14 protein-coding genes and 1 riboswitch are annotated in these 14,377 nt (G+C 52.3%); of the genes, 4 read left to right on the plus strand and 10 right to left on the minus strand.

Translation table 11 applies throughout. The annotated features are described in order from the left end of the window. Positions 1-24: 24 nt before the first annotated feature. From CCY01nite_RS00475 to CCY01nite_RS00485, 3 genes are all read right to left on the minus strand, one after another. Positions 25-489, minus strand: a complete 465-nt coding sequence (locus CCY01nite_RS00475) for a hypothetical protein (protein ID WP_146857342.1) — start codon at positions 487-489, stop codon at positions 25-27. A gap of 102 nt (positions 490-591) precedes the next feature. Further along, the gene (gene lipA, locus CCY01nite_RS00480) at positions 592-1,485 is read right to left on the minus strand and encodes a lipoyl synthase (protein WP_146857343.1); all 894 of its coding nucleotides are present in this window, start codon (positions 1,483-1,485) and stop codon (positions 592-594) included. Between the two features lie 28 nt (positions 1,486-1,513). Further along, on the minus strand, positions 1,514-2,344 hold the full coding sequence (locus CCY01nite_RS00485) for a hypothetical protein (protein WP_146857344.1): 831 nt from the start codon (positions 2,342-2,344) through the stop codon (positions 1,514-1,516). 164 nt (positions 2,345-2,508) lie between these two features. Here CCY01nite_RS00485 and CCY01nite_RS00490 point away from each other — a divergent pair, with 164 nt between their 5' ends. Next, positions 2,509-2,916 carry an OsmC family protein gene (locus CCY01nite_RS00490; RefSeq protein WP_146857345.1) on the plus strand — a complete coding sequence of 136 codons (408 nt, stop codon included), beginning with the start codon at positions 2,509-2,511 and terminating at the stop codon, positions 2,914-2,916. Here CCY01nite_RS00490 and CCY01nite_RS00495 read toward each other — a convergent pair. Continuing rightward, positions 2,906-4,186, minus strand: coding sequence for a DUF2851 family protein (locus tag CCY01nite_RS00495; RefSeq protein WP_146857346.1), 1,281 nt, complete (start codon positions 4,184-4,186; stop codon positions 2,906-2,908). The two genes, CCY01nite_RS00490 and CCY01nite_RS00495, sit on opposite strands and share 11 nt — an antisense overlap. A 119-nt stretch (positions 4,187-4,305) precedes the next feature. Continuing rightward, a riboswitch (SAM riboswitch) is annotated at positions 4,306-4,419 on the plus strand. A gap of 145 nt (positions 4,420-4,564) precedes the next feature. On the opposite strand from CCY01nite_RS00495, the gene CCY01nite_RS00500 reads away from it, so the two are divergent. Then, entirely contained in the window at positions 4,565-5,743 is a 1,179-nt protein-coding gene (locus CCY01nite_RS00500; protein ID WP_146857347.1) for a trans-sulfuration enzyme family protein, read from the plus strand. Between the two features lie 2 nt (positions 5,744-5,745). Further along, positions 5,746-6,930 (plus strand): homoserine dehydrogenase, encoded by a 1,185-nt coding sequence (locus tag CCY01nite_RS00505; protein WP_146857348.1) that lies wholly within the window; start codon positions 5,746-5,748, stop codon positions 6,928-6,930. Between the two features lie 73 nt (positions 6,931-7,003). Here CCY01nite_RS00505 and CCY01nite_RS00510 read toward each other — a convergent pair whose 3' ends face one another. The 6 genes from CCY01nite_RS00510 to CCY01nite_RS00535 form a co-directional block, all read right to left on the minus strand. Continuing rightward, positions 7,004-7,831, minus strand: coding sequence for a hypothetical protein (locus CCY01nite_RS00510; RefSeq protein WP_146857349.1), 828 nt, complete (start codon positions 7,829-7,831; stop codon positions 7,004-7,006). Between the two features lie 19 nt (positions 7,832-7,850). After that, the gene (locus CCY01nite_RS00515) at positions 7,851-8,663 is read right to left on the minus strand and encodes a hypothetical protein (RefSeq protein ID WP_146857350.1); all 813 of its coding nucleotides are present in this window, start codon (positions 8,661-8,663) and stop codon (positions 7,851-7,853) included. 81 nt (positions 8,664-8,744) lie between these two features. Continuing rightward, the gene (locus tag CCY01nite_RS00520) at positions 8,745-9,314 is read right to left on the minus strand and encodes a Maf family protein (protein WP_146857351.1); all 570 of its coding nucleotides are present in this window, start codon (positions 9,312-9,314) and stop codon (positions 8,745-8,747) included. After that, complete coding sequence (locus tag CCY01nite_RS00525; protein WP_146857352.1) at positions 9,314-10,258, minus strand: geranylgeranylglycerol-phosphate geranylgeranyltransferase; 945 nt, start codon at positions 10,256-10,258, stop codon at positions 9,314-9,316. Before CCY01nite_RS00525 ends, CCY01nite_RS00520 begins: the two co-directional genes overlap by 1 nt. A gap of 23 nt (positions 10,259-10,281) precedes the next feature. Beyond that, a complete protein-coding gene (locus tag CCY01nite_RS00530; protein WP_146857353.1) occupies positions 10,282-10,803 on the minus strand; it encodes a KdsC family phosphatase in 522 nt (173 codons plus the stop codon). Positions 10,804-10,897: 94 nt separating this feature from the next. Continuing rightward, positions 10,898-11,716 (minus strand): Rossmann-like and DUF2520 domain-containing protein, encoded by an 819-nt coding sequence (locus CCY01nite_RS00535; RefSeq protein WP_371863610.1) that lies wholly within the window; start codon positions 11,714-11,716, stop codon positions 10,898-10,900. Positions 11,717-11,949: 233 nt separating this feature from the next. On the opposite strand from CCY01nite_RS00535, the gene topA reads away from it, so the two are divergent. After that, positions 11,950-14,301, plus strand: coding sequence for a type I DNA topoisomerase (gene topA / locus CCY01nite_RS00540; RefSeq protein WP_146857355.1), 2,352 nt, complete (start codon positions 11,950-11,952; stop codon positions 14,299-14,301). Positions 14,302-14,377 lie beyond the last annotated feature (76 nt).

Raw genomic sequence — 14,377 nt, forward strand, 5'->3', positions numbered from 1 at the left:
AGTTATTAGTTAAACCTACAAATGCTAAATACCCTTATTCACTACTGCGCTCAGGCTAAATACATCATTGGTACAATCATACAAAAACTCAACTGTACAACCTCCACTGTTTACATAATGAAAGCCTGACCTCGTTCGTGACACATCGAACGGAATAATATTTACAAAAAAACGCCCTTCTTTTACCCGTAGTGGAACAACTCTAATCAATGTTAGTGATTTTGTTGTTTTCAATTTCTTTTGAAGTTTCTGTACATCAACTACTTCAACCCTGATGTTCTTCAACTGCTTCGGAAGACTTTCTGTTGTAATATTGTTTTCTTCAACCAGTAGTATGCCATTGTTATCCGGGAGTGAATTTGAGCAATAATGCATGAATGCCTGATAGTAGATATTGGATGAATCATGCGACTCGGTATTGCTTGCGGTTTGTCCCAATGCTATACCAGTCCATAGTAAAGATGCGATTAGAAAAAGAAGATATTTCATGTTAAGAAAGGTTGTTATCAAACCATTGATAATCCCGCAATAAAAAAGGCCACATCATACATCATATGACATGGCCGTCTAATCCTTTTTCAGGAAAAAATATTATTTCCTCCCACTAAAAATATGCTTCTCCGCATGATACGAAGACCGCACCAGCGGCCCGGCCTCCACATAATCCAGCCCCATGCCGTAACCGATCTCACGCAGTTCCGCGAACTCGTCGGGGTGCACAAAGCGCACAACGGGGAGGTGTTTGGGAGTGGGTTGGAGGTATTGCCCGAGGGTCACTACATCGCAACCATTATCGTAGAGGTCCTGCATGGCCTGCACTACTTCTTCTTTTGTTTCGCCGAGGCCGAGCATGATACCGCTTTTGGTACGCATGCCGCCTTCTTTCAGGCGGCGGATCACTTCGAGGCTGCGGTGGTATTTGGCCTGGATGCGGACCTGCTTGGTCATGCGCTCCACGGTTTCCAGGTTGTGGGATACTACTTCCGGCGCGGCTTCTATCACACGTTCCAGGTTTTCCCAGATGCCCCGGAAATCGGGGATGAGGGTTTCCATGGTGGTGTCCGGATTGAGGGCGCGTACGGCTTTGATGGTGTTGGCCCAGATGATGGAGCCGCCGTCTTTCAGCTCGTCGCGGTCAACGGAGGTGATCACGGCATGTTTTACTTTCATCAGGTAGATGGCCTCCGCCACACGTTGCGGCTCGTCCCAGTCCACCGCCTCGGGTCTGCCGGTGGCTACGGCGCAGAAGCCGCAGCTGCGGGTACATATATTGCCCAGGATCATGAAAGTGGCCGTACCGGCGCCCCAGCATTCGCCCATATTGGGACAATTGCCGCTTTCACAGATGGTGTGTAATTTATGCGTGTCTACCAGGTTCCTTACCTGTCTGTAATTCTCTCCTATCGGAAGCTTTACTCTCAGCCAGTCGGGCTTTTTCACTCTCGGCGCGGCCGGTTCGGCCGCGATTACGGGTAATTCTTGCATCGCAAATCCTTTCTTTTAAGATACAAAGTTACTTATTCCATCGTTTCCCCAACTGCAATCCTACATATGCATTGAAAAAGAAGGACTTAGCCTTCTCGTCCACCATGATTTGCACTTTTTTCGTGTAATATTCGGCGTTTACGCCCACTTCTATCGCGGAGATCACGTCATTGAACCGGGCCCAGTCGAACCGGAAGCCAACCTTGGCATGCAGGCCGGGGGTAAGCTCCACTTCGTTCCAGCCTTTGGTAAAGCCGCCGGCGCCGTATATCAGGTCGCGGTTCAGAAAGTCGTCGCGGATGTCGTCAGTGTATTTCACGGTCCGGCGCTGGTTGGGGTCGCCGGAATCATTCATCAGATCAAGATAATATGGTTTGACCAGGCCGAAAGAAACGCCGCCGTAATAAATGGCGTTCACTTCCACCCCGTTCTTGTTGCCTTTGCCGCCGATCAGGCGTTTTTGCCCGAGGCCGAGCTTGGCCTGGTAGAAGTTGTTCTGTTTACCGTATACGAAGGGGCTGCTGCTGATGCCGAAGCCCCCGCCGATAGGGATGATGCGGGAGGCGCGGTCCTGCTTTGGATGCCTCTTTTCAGAGAACTCCAGCTGGAAGTAGTTCACGATGGTGGCGTTCTTGCGGTATCCTTTTTCCAGGAAACCTGTCCATCCATCCGTATTCAGGCGTGCACCACCGGAAAATTCCCTGTTGTAAAGGTTATCTCCTTCTTCTATTTCCCTGAAAAGGGATATTCTCCTAAGCCGTTTCTGTTCCCGTTCCTCCTTTTTGGACTGCCGGTCATCCTGGGCATAGAGTGTTGTGGAAGCCAGCAAGGTCAGTAAGAGTATATGTAATTTTTTCACCGTGATGTGCGATTATATTTTTATTAAACGCCTGATTACGTTTTATGTTTTATTCCCATACAAACATACATAAATTTGTTGGGTTGTCGACCGCCACCGCCTTTGGCCATATGGGGGACGATTTACTAAAAATACATTTAATTTTACAAGCAAAACAACATACCATGCAAACAGCGGCGATCCTTTACAACGGCGAGCTTAGAACGACAGCTACACACCTCCGCTCCGGAACGGTGATAGAAACAGATGCCCCGGTAGATAATAACGGGAAAGGGGAACGCTTTTCTCCCAGTGACCTGGTGGCCACGGCTTTGGGCTCCTGCATGCTCACCATCATGGGCATCAAGGCGCGGGACAAGGGCTGGAATATCGACGGTACAAAAGTGAGCGTGGAAAAGATCATGGGCACGGAGCCCCGCCGCATCACGGGCGTGAAGATCGTGTTCGACTTCCCCGCGGGTCACGGGCTGGAGGAAAAAGACCGGAAGATCCTCGAAAATGTGGCTTACACCTGCCCGGTTGGGGAAAGCGTGCACCCGGATATTAAGCAGGATGTGACCTTTAACTGGTGATATCGTCTTCCAGCAGCCGCATACCGATGCCGCATCCGAGGCATCTTTTTTCTTCGCAATAATATTGCTTCAATTGCAGCAGCGCCTGCGAGTCCCAGGCCGAGGCCACGGGCACGAGGTCGCTCCATCCGCGGATGATCCGGTTATTCTCGGCGGGCAGCTGTTGCAGGAAATGAAGCGCGCGCTGCCTGTAAACGGCCAGCCCCATATGTTTTCCGTAGAGGTATAGCAAGGGAATGACCACATTGACGATGATGCGGAGGATGGTGCTTTTGCCGATGCCTGCGGTGCGGACGGAGGGAATGTCGAACCGGTAATGGTCTTCCCAGTAGGGGGATGGCGCGGCGTGGAACAATTGTTCTGCGGCGGAGGGGTCTTCCAGCTCCAGGAGCCGGGAAAACAGGTGCGGCGTTTGGTGCAGCAGCGCGGCAAAGCAGGCGATCCGCATGGTGGGGAACGATGAAGGCCGCATCCGCAGCCAGTTCCAGCCGTGGGCGGGCATCGGCTCAAGGCGGTATTTATGTTGCAGGAATTGATACTCCTGCTGCAATTGCCGGGGATATGCATCGCGGAACTGACCTGCCAGCATGCCGGCCTGCCCGAACAGCAGGGATTCCAGCCGGAGGAGGTGGGGGCGTTGCCGCGCCAGCAGCATGAAAGGCAGGGACAGGGCGAGCTGCAGGAAAGCTTCCGTGTTCACAGGCATCCCGAAGCCTTGCGCCATGGCGCGGAAGCACACTTCTTCCCAGTTAAAGCGGCTTTGCTGCAGCCAGTTGAACAGCAGGCCGGTTTTCCGTTCCAGGCGTTCTTCCATCAGCGCTGCTTTCCAGGGCGTCCAGGCCTGCTCCTGCAGCCGCGACAGCAGCGGGGCGCAGGGGATGAAGGCTTCGCTTTCCTTCAGGGTTTGATAGCGCTGGAGGAGGAGTTTGGGGATGCGGTGGTGCAGTTCGAGGCAGGGGGCGTCGTGCGAGGGAACGTCGTGCTCGAATACCACATGCAGGATCACGTTATCATACCGCGGGTTGCGGTGATGGCCATGCTTCCGCCAGTCGGACGTGCGGTAATGCAGCTCCACGTTCCCGGCCCACTCTACCGCACCGATGCGGATACGGGCGGCCGTGAAATCCGGACCGGCATTCCTGTTGAGCTGGCCCCTGCTGATGATGGTAAGCGGTTCTCCCGCGACAGTGGAGAGTTCCTGCTGGTTAAACAAACCGGATTGCCAGATATACTGAAGCAATTCCTCAGAAAGTAACGGGTTAACAGACATAAAATACTATTATAAAGCGTTAATAAATTACCACTATTTTTACAAAAAATCGAAATTCTGAACAGGTATTTGGAAAATTGATGTTTCTGCCATTACCTTTGCGCACAGTTCTTAAACATTACTTATCCAGAAAGGCAGAGGGTACTGGCCCTGCGAAGCCTTAGCAACCTATTCCGCCACCGGCGGAAAAAAGGTGCTAATTCCGGCCTCCGGCAACGGGGGAAAGATAAGTTGGCAGAGATTTTTACTACAGCATCATATTGCATAGGCTCTTCCAACTCCGGAAGGGCTTTTTTTATGCCTGCATTTCCCGGAAAGCGATATTTCAGAATGAATGATTATAAACGGATATTCCGTTTCGTAAAACATTGATCAACCATGAAGCCAAGCACACAATTAATCCATAGCATCCCGGTAGACGAGCTGACCGGCGCTATCTCCGTGCCCATCTACCAAACGTCCACGTTTGTGCAGGAAAGCCCGGGGATCAACAAGGGCTTCGAATTTTCCAGGGCTAACAATCCCACACGGAAAGTGCTGGAAGACCTGATCTGCGGCCTGGAAGAAGGATATGCCGGTTTTGCGTTCGCCAGCGGCATGGCGGCCATCGACGCCGTGCTCAAGCTGCTGAAGACCGGCGACGAGATCATGGCCGTGGAAGATACCTATGGCGGCATCTTTCAGATCTTCCATCACATGTTCGAGCGCTTTGGCGTAAAGGTGAATTTTGTGGATACCAGCAACATCGACAAAGTGCTGGAAAAGATCACCCCGAAGACCCGCATCATCTGGCTGGAATCCCCCACCAACCCCACATTGAAAATATCGGACATCAAGTCCATCAGCAAGATCGCGCGGCAGCACAACATCCTGCTGGTGGTGGACAACACCTTTTCCACTCCCCTGCTGCAAAAGCCGATCCCCATGGGGGCGGACATCGTGATCCACAGCGCGTCCAAATACCTGGCCGGGCATACGGACGTACTGGCGGGGCTCGTAGTGGTGAACAACAAAGCGCTGGCGGACCAGCTGAAATACAATCAGAACATTTCCGGCAGCATCCTCAGCCCGTTCGAAGCATGGCTGACCATCCGCGGCATTGAAACACTTTCCCTGCGGCTGGAAAAACAATGCGCCAACGCCATGGCGGTAGCCACCTGGCTGGCGGAGCATCCGGCGGTAGACAAAGTTTTCTATCCCGGCCTCGCCACCCACAAACATCATCACATCGCCCGCAAACAACAAAAAGGATATGGCGGCATGGTCAGCTTCACATTGAAAGACGACCTGCTCAAAAATGCGATCCGCATCGTGAACGCCACCAAGCTCTTCCGCCTCGCGGAAAGTTTCGGCGGCGTGAAAAGCATGCTCAGCCACCCGGTGACCATGACGCACCGCAATATCCCGGAGGACTTCCGCCGCAAAGCCGGCGTGCAGGATTCCTGCATCCGCCTTTCCGTAGGCATCGAAGACGCGGAAGACCTTATCAACGATCTCAAACAAGCACTGGATAAACTTAATCAGCCGATTGGCAAACAAATTACCGTACTGCAATAAATATGGAAACAAAGAACATCAATCTCGGCATCTTCGGTTTTGGCTGCGTAGGCCAGGGACTCTATGAAGTGCTGAACCGTACAAAAGGTATCAACGCAAGGATCAAAAAGATTTGCATTAAAGACCCGAACAAGCCTCGCCCGATTGACATGAGCTATTTCACAACGGATGCGGACGAGATACTGGACGACCCTACCATTGACGTGGTGGTGGAACTGATCAATGAAACAGACGCCGCGTTCAGCATCGTGAGCAAGGCGCTGAAAAACGGGAAAGCCGTGGTGAGCGCCAGCAAACGCATGATCGCGGAAAACCTGCCCGCCCTGTACCAGCTGCAGGTGGACAATAAAGTACCGTTCCTTTATGAGGCATCCAGCTGCGCGAGCATTCCCATCATCCGCAACCTGGAAGAATATTACGATAACGACCTGCTCAATGCGGTGGAAGGTATCTGTAACGGCTCTACGAACTACATCCTCACCCGCATCTTTGAAGACAACATGAGCTTCGACGAGGCGCTGAAGAAAGCGCAGGAGCTGGGCTTCGCGGAAACCGATCCTTCGCTGGACGTGGAAGGCTACGATCCCAAATTCAAGATCGTCATCCTGCTGCTGCATGCCTTCGGCACCTTCGTGCGGCCGGAAGAAGTGTTCAACTTCGGCATCAACCACCTGAATGATTTCGATATACAGTTCGCCAGGCAGCGCAACTCCACCATCAAGCTGATCGGCAACTGCCGCCGGCAGAACGGCAGCGTGAACGCTTACGTGCTGCCACACCTCGTGCGCGAGCATAACCTGCTCTACGATGTATACAACGAATACAACGGTGTACTGCTGGAAAGCGCTTTTACGGACAAACAATTCTTCGTGGGCAAGGGCGCGGGCGGCACCGCCACCGGCAGCGCCGTGCTGAGCGATATCTCCGCATTGCTGTACAACTACCGCTACGAATACAAGAAGATCAAACAATCCAACCAGCCCGCATTTACCAACGACGTGCAGTTGAAAGTATACGTGCGGTACAAAACTCCCGACCAGGTGAACCTCACGGAGTTCTACAACATTTCGGAGAAATATGAATCACCGGAATACCGCTATGTAGTAGGCACCATCAACCTGCAAAAGCTGAAAGACGCGGCATGGCTGAAGAACAAAGAAGTGAACCTGCTGGTGCTGGAACATTGATCCAGCGCATCAACGCATAAAAAAAGAGAAAGGTATCACACCTTTCTCTTTTTCACTTAATAACCAGTCTTGCCTATTTCAGATCGATATATTCAAATTTGGAAGTATACTCGCTCGTTCTGTCCGCTTCCACATCCGTTTCCTTCGTTACGGTAGACTCCAGCAAACCGTCCGTGCTGAACGTGTGCGTGTAATCAGAGCGCCAGCGCTCCTGTTCCGTTGGTTTATAGACCGTAACAGAAGAAGCGACGAGATTGGCGCTGATATGCGTCAGCTCCATGTCCGCGTACCAGAAAAGCACATCGCCGCTGGTCAGCTTGCCGAGGCCGGGCTTATCCGTGTGATAAGTATAGGTAACTTCCTCCATCAGCATGAACGTGTTGGTGCCATCGAAGTTCTGGGCATAAAGCTCATCCTTTGTGATGTTGTCGCCCGTCCACGTGAGCTTGTGATAAGAGGAGCGGTCACCCTGATTATTGATGTAATGTATCTCCGACATTTTGCCGTTGGCATACCTAATGGAATCGTAACCGCCGGGGCCGTAGCCGGTTTCATTTTCCCGGTAATACTGCAGCCTTACCACGTTGTTGCCATCATATATCAATTCGGCATAAGGACGTTTCACGCCGTCTTCAAATTCGCTCAGCCTGATGATCCTGCCGCCTTCCCAGGCGATCTCCATGGAATCCGATAAATACTCGTCGCCATCCTGGCTGTAGTCGTACAGCTTGTGAACGGTGCCGTCCGCGTTGTAAGTGAAACGAAGCGTATCGTGCGCCATCATGATGCGGGAGACCTGCCAGTTATGTTCTCCGGGGTTGTTGTCGCCACCTTTATCGTCTTTGCTGCAGGCAGTGAATAGCAGGGTCAGTACGGCAAGGCCGAGGGTTGTTTTTTTCATAGAATGCGTATGGATTTGTTTAGTTCTTTTCGATGAATGTGTAGGAATTGTGCAGGATGGTTGTTTCGTCCTCTTCCATATCCTCATCCGTTACCACCGCGGTGGACAACAGCCCTTCCGTGGTATAGGTATACTCCACGGTTCTGCGGAAAGCGAGCGCTTCCCCGGAGGCGTACCTGGCTTCCGCTTTTTCGAGCGCGTTGGCGCTGAGGAAAGTATAATCGTCCTGGTAAAAGAGAAAAGCGAAATTGCCTTTTATGCTGGCGGACAGGCCGGGCTTTTCGTTATAGGTATAGGTGATCACCAGGTCCGCTACGGGCGGGCCGGCGACAACAGAAAACTGTTCTTCCTTCACGATGTTGCCGTTCTCCCAGGTATAAACGGAGAACGAATTGCGGTAATCACCGTTGATGTGGTGGCACTCGGCGAGCTTGCCGTTATCGTACACCAGCGAATCATGATCGGTTACTGCTATTTCCGTTGCGTCTACGAAATTATAATAGTCTATCCGCACCAGCTGATCGCCGTTGTAAGTAAAAACACGGTCCAGGCGCGTGCCGCCCTCCACTTCATACAGCAGGAACCTGGCAACCTTGCCGTTAGCGTATTCCAGCCGGGTGGAATCATTCCATCCGTAGGCTTTGCCAAAGCGGGCGAACTGTTTCACCGTAGCGTCCCCATTATAAAAAAGCTGCACAGAATCTTCTTCATTGACGATACGGTCCAGCAACCATTCTTTTTCAGGAACGGTGATATCTCCCGGTGTATCTTTTTTGCTGCAGGCGGCGAAAGAGAAGGCGGCTGCCATCAGAACGAATAAGGATCTTTTCATGGTATCACAGGCATAGGTGAACGGTCAACAATTTGCTTTACGGGAACAAATATAAAAATAATTTGTTTAATGTATAAAAAATTATAACATGGAAAGACGGGCGGACACCTGGCTGATGGGCAGCCCCATCACATTGTAAAAGCATCCGTTAATGCGGTCTATCCCCACCGCGCCGATCCATTCCTGGATAGCGTAGGCGCCGGCCTTGTCAAATGGCTGGTAATGATCCACATAATAAATGATCTGCACTTCGCTCAGCGGTGAAAAATGGACTTCGGTGACCTGGGAGAAGGCTTCTTCCTTGCCGTTATAGCGGATCACCACGCCGGTGATCACCTCGTGTATCCGGCCGCTTAAAGTGGACAAAATACGGATCGCATCCGCGCGGTCTGCCGGTTTGCCGATGATATTTCCGTCCAGCACCACAATGGTGTCCGCCGCTATGATGATCTCTGATGCGTCGTACAGCTGCGCTACGGCGTCCGCTTTTTGCCGGGCGATGAACACCGGCACCTCCGCAATGGGCATGCCTTCGGGAAATGTTTCGTCCGCCTCGCTTACTTTCACTTCAAAGGGAATACCGGCCTGTTCCAGCAGCTGCCGGCGGCGGGGGGACTGCGAGGCGAGGATCACGGGTTTGCCAACGTACATTATAGCATGATTTTAAAGAAGATCATTGAAAGGATGCCGGTAAGCATCACCACTTTTATCCAGGTGCTGATCCGGTGGTAATGTTCCGGCTGATAGGCGCTCATGAAAGGTTTCTGCACGAACCAAATGAACGGAAAGAGCACGAACAGGAGAATGTATCCCGCCGCCACGTACCATCCCTTGCTGAATGTAACAATGAGGATGACCAGCAGCAGGATGGCCAGCAGGAACATCATGCCCATCGTGAAGCGTTTCGCTTTTTTCACGCCCCATACGATGGGAATCGTGCGGCAGCCGTCCTTGCTGTCCCCGATCATGTCTTCCAGGTCTTTCACGATCTCGCGGATCATGGACAGCACAAAGGCAAAGAGCGCATACACCCCGATGATCTTGATGAGCTTGCGGCCCTCGAAGGACATGATGGCTTCGAAGCTCTCATAGATCTGCCTTTCATAAAAGCCTACCACTACCACGCTCAGCGCCGTCAGCAGGGAGATCACCACATTGCCGATCAGCACCTGCCGCTTGAAGGAAGTGGAATAGAACCACAGCAGCAAGGTGCAGAACACCTGCACGAAACCAAGGTAAAACTGCCCGATCTGGAAAGCCACCAGGAACCCCATGGATACACCCGCCATATTTAATATGGTATGCCAGGCCATGGCCCAGCGGCGGTTGATGATCTTGTCCACGATCATCTTGTCCGGCTTGTTCACCAGATCGATATTGATGTCGAAATAGTCATTGATGATATATCCGCCAGCGGCCACCAAAATGGTGGATATGCAAAGCATGAGGAAATGCGGGAAAGATAACGAAGGTTCAGCCCCGCTGTTCAGCAACACCGGCTCCACCACGCAGTATTGCAAAAGGAACTGTGTGAGCGCTATGTAGATCAGGTTCGGATACCGGACCATTCTGAAAAATGCTGCCAGCAGGTTCATGTCTTGAAAATTATCAATGATGGTTATTTGGAAGGAACGCCTTCGTCCAGCAGCCAGTGACCGTTCAGCTTCAGCACTTTTTCGATCACGTCGCGCACGCAGCCCTGGCCGCCCGCAACAGGAGAAATGTACCGGGAAATGCTTTTGATCTCGGGAGCGGCGTCGGCAGGACAGGCGGCGATGCCGCACAGCTGCATGGCGCGGTGATCCGGGATGTCGTCGCCCATGAACAGCATTTGTTCCCAGAGCAGGTCATGCTCCAGGGCATAGTCTTCCAGTTTTTCCGATTTGTCGGTCACGCCGGTGAATATGTCCGTGATGCCCAGCCCGTTCAGCCGGGTGACCACGCTTTCCGAGCGGCCGCCGGAAATAACGGCGATGCGGTACCCCATTTTCACGGCCAGCTGCAGGGCATATCCGTCCCGGATGTTCATCTTGCGGCTCTGCTCCCCGCCGGGCAGCAGCTGTATAGTGCCGTCCGTCAGTACGCCGTCCACGTCGAATATGAACGTGCGGATGTGCCGGAATTGTTCCAATACGTTCATCTTTACACGCGGTTAATGTGCGCAAAAATATCTGTAAAAACGGATTTCGCCAATAATGATATTGCGAATGGATGAAGACATGCGCCGGGAAGTCTTACTCCCCCGAATGATGGAACTGGTAAATGCTTTCGGACAGCAGGGGGTATATCTGCTGCATGGCGGGGTATTGCTGCAAAATGGCAGTGTGCAGGGCCATCGTCTTTTCATCCTGCCGCAGGGCCGGCCCGGTTTGTACGCTTTCCGGCGGATATTTGTCCAGCCGCAGGAAAGTTTCCTTGATGATCGGCGTCAGCAGTGAGAAGTCGCGCCCCTCCTGCTCGCAGTAAAATTTGGCGAGGGCGATGAGGTGGTTCGTGAAATTATTGCAAAAAACGGCGGCCAGGTGCATCTGCAGCCGCTGCGCGGAGTTCATGTACGCGATGGTGGAAGAAATGCTCAGTGCCAGGGCGTGCAGCCTTTTCTGCACTTCCTCGTTCACGGCTTCCAGGAGAATGGGGATGGCGGGATAGCTTTTCACCTCCTTCCGGATGCTTTGCAGGGGGTACATCACGCCGGTGTTGGTGGTGATGCGGGAAATGGCCTCCATCGGCACCGCCCCCGCGGTATGCACCACAATGCGCCGGCCCAGGCGCAGCTGGTCGTTCAGTTCGGGGATCACGCTGTCGCTCACCGCCAGGAGGTACACATCGGCCTCCATATTTATATCCAGCAGGTCGTCCGTATATTCCCCGCCCAGCAGCTCCGCCAGCTCGCGGGCATTTTCTTTCTTACGGCTGATGACCTGCTTTACATGGTGACCGTGCAGTTTCATCAGATGCCCGAAACAGTGCGCCACATTCCCCGCCCCGATAATTACTATATCCATGGTGTATTTCTTTAAACCAGCGGTCTTGCTGCGCCAAATCCATGCCAACCGCTGTTACATGGGTTATTTTTCTCATGTAATATTAGTGAAACAAAGCTGCCTTTGCGCTAAAAGGGGATAAATAAATATATGAAAAATCACTTTCGGGCATTGCTGCCTCGAAATCAACTATTTAACAAATACTATTTTTTATATCAACCTGCTTTTATATACTTGCACAAATCGGATTTGTAACTTTTGTACAAATTTTGGCGTATTATAAGAAATAAAAGCAGGCGTTCATGGCTAAAAATCTCGTAATTGTTGAGTCTCCGGCAAAGGCAAAAACGATCGAAAAAATACTGGGTAAAGAGTTTGAGGTGAAATCATGTTTCGGCCATATCCGCGACCTTGAGAAGGACGATATGGGCATCGACATTCAAAACAACTTTAAACCCAAGTATATAATACCAGAAGACAAGGAAAAAGTTGTAAAAGAACTGAAAAAACTGGCAAAAGACACAGACGAGGTTTGGCTGGCGACGGATGAGGACCGCGAAGGGGAAGCTATTTCATGGCACCTTTGCGAAGTGCTCGGCCTGGACCCTTCCTCTACCAAACGTATTGTCTTCCACGAGATCACCAAGCCTGCCATCGAAAAAGCCGTACAAGCGCCCCGCCTGCTGGATATGAACCTGGTCAACGCGCAACAGGCGCGCCGGATACTGGACCGCATCGTGGGTTTTGAGCTTTCTCCCGTACTGTGGCGGAAAATGAGCATGCGCAACTCCCTGTCCGCCGGCCGCGTACAATCCGTGGCCGTACGCCTCATCGTGGAACGCGAGCGCGAGATCAACGCCTTCGCCGCCACCAGCAGCTTTAAAGTCGAAGCCTGGTTCCTCGCCAAAGATATCCAGGGCAAAACCCTCGCCTTCAAAGCCGAAGGCCCCACCCGCTTCAAAACAGCCGAAGACGCCGAAAAGTTCCTGCAGCAATGCATCGGCGCCGCCTATACCGTAAAAGACATCCAGGTAAAGCCGGGCAAGAAATCGCCCGCCGCACCTTTCACTACCTCCACCCTGCAGCAGGAAGCCAGCCGCAAGCTCGGCTACAGCGTGTCAAAAACCATGCTGCTGGCGCAGAAACTGTATGAAAGCGGGCAGATCACCTATATGCGTACAGACTCCGTGAACCTCTCGGAAACTGCCATGACGGACATCAGCAAAGCCATCCACACCAACTATGGCGAACGCTATTTCCAGTCCCGCAAATACAAGAACAAAAACGAAAGCGCCCAGGAAGCGCACGAGGCCATTCGTCCCACCTACATGGAAAACTCCACGGTAGACGACTCCGACCTCAAACGGCTATACGAACTGATCTGGAAACGCACCATCGCCAGCCAGATGAGCGACGCCGAACTGGAAAAGACCATCGCCAGGATCGGTATCTCCACTAATAATGAAGAGCTGACCGCCAGCGGCGAAGTGCTAAAATTCGACGGCTTCCTGAAAATATATATGGAAGGACGGGATGATGAAGATGAAGGCGATGAAGAACAGGAAGGCGTGCTGCCGCCGCTTACGGTGAAACAGCAGCTGGACCTCCGCGAGATGAAAGCCACCGAACGCTTTACCCGCCCCGCTCCCCGCTATACGGAAGCCAGCCTCGTGAAGAAGCTGGAAGAGCTGGGCATCGGCCGTCCATCTACCTACGCCCCCACCATCACCACCATCCAGAAACGCGGTTACGTGGAGAAGCGGGACAAAGAAGGCATCAAAAGGGATTTCCGCATCCTCACCCTGAAGAACGACCAGATCAACAAGGTGACCGACCAGGAAAATACCGGTGCAGAAAAAGCCAAGCTCTTCCCCACCGACCTCGGCATGCTGGTGACGGACTTCCTGAAGCAGTACTTCGACCGGGTGATGGACTACGGCTTCACCGCAAAAATTGAAGAAGAATTCGACGAAATAGCCAACGGCAAAAAGAAGTGGAACAAAATGCTCCATGACTTTTACGATCCCTTCCATCACAACGTGGAAGAAACCCTCGAAAAAGCGGAACGCGTGAAAGGCGAACGCCTGCTGGGTGAAGATCCCGCCACCGGCAAGCCCGTCACCGCCCGCATGGGCCGCTTCGGCCCGATGGTGCAGATCGGTACCGTGGAAGATGAGGAAAAGCCGCGCTTCGCCAAGCTCAAGCAAACGCAAAGCATCGAAACCATCAGCATGGAAGAAGCGATGGACCTCTTCCGCCTGCCGCGCAACCTCGGGCTTTTTGAGGGGCTGGACGTAACGGTGAACATCGGCCGCTTTGGTCCGTATGCGCAACACGACAAAAAATTCTATTCCCTCAAAAAGGAAATGGACCCTTATACCGTGGAGCTGGAAGAAGTAGCGCCGCTCATCGAAGAAAAACGCAAGGCAAAAGACGAACGCACCATTAAAATATTCGAGAAAGAAAAGATACAGGTACTGAAAGGCCCTTACGGTCCGTACCTCAAAGTGGGCCTGAAGAATTTCAGGATACCGAAAGAGAAAATAGACACCGCCGCCGACCTGACGGTGGAAGAGGCCAAAGCCATCATCGAAGAAGCAAAGGCCAATCCGCCGAAAAAGAAAGCGCCGCCAAGGAAGAAGAAAGCGGAGTGATCGTACCCGGTTGATGGTAAGGAAATTACCGCGACAATTCGTATATTGATCACAGGAAAAAGACAAAAAAAACATC

The sequence above is a fragment of the Chitinophaga cymbidii genome, from assembly GCF_007992715.1.
GTDB classification, from domain to species: domain Bacteria; phylum Bacteroidota; class Bacteroidia; order Chitinophagales; family Chitinophagaceae; genus Chitinophaga; species Chitinophaga cymbidii.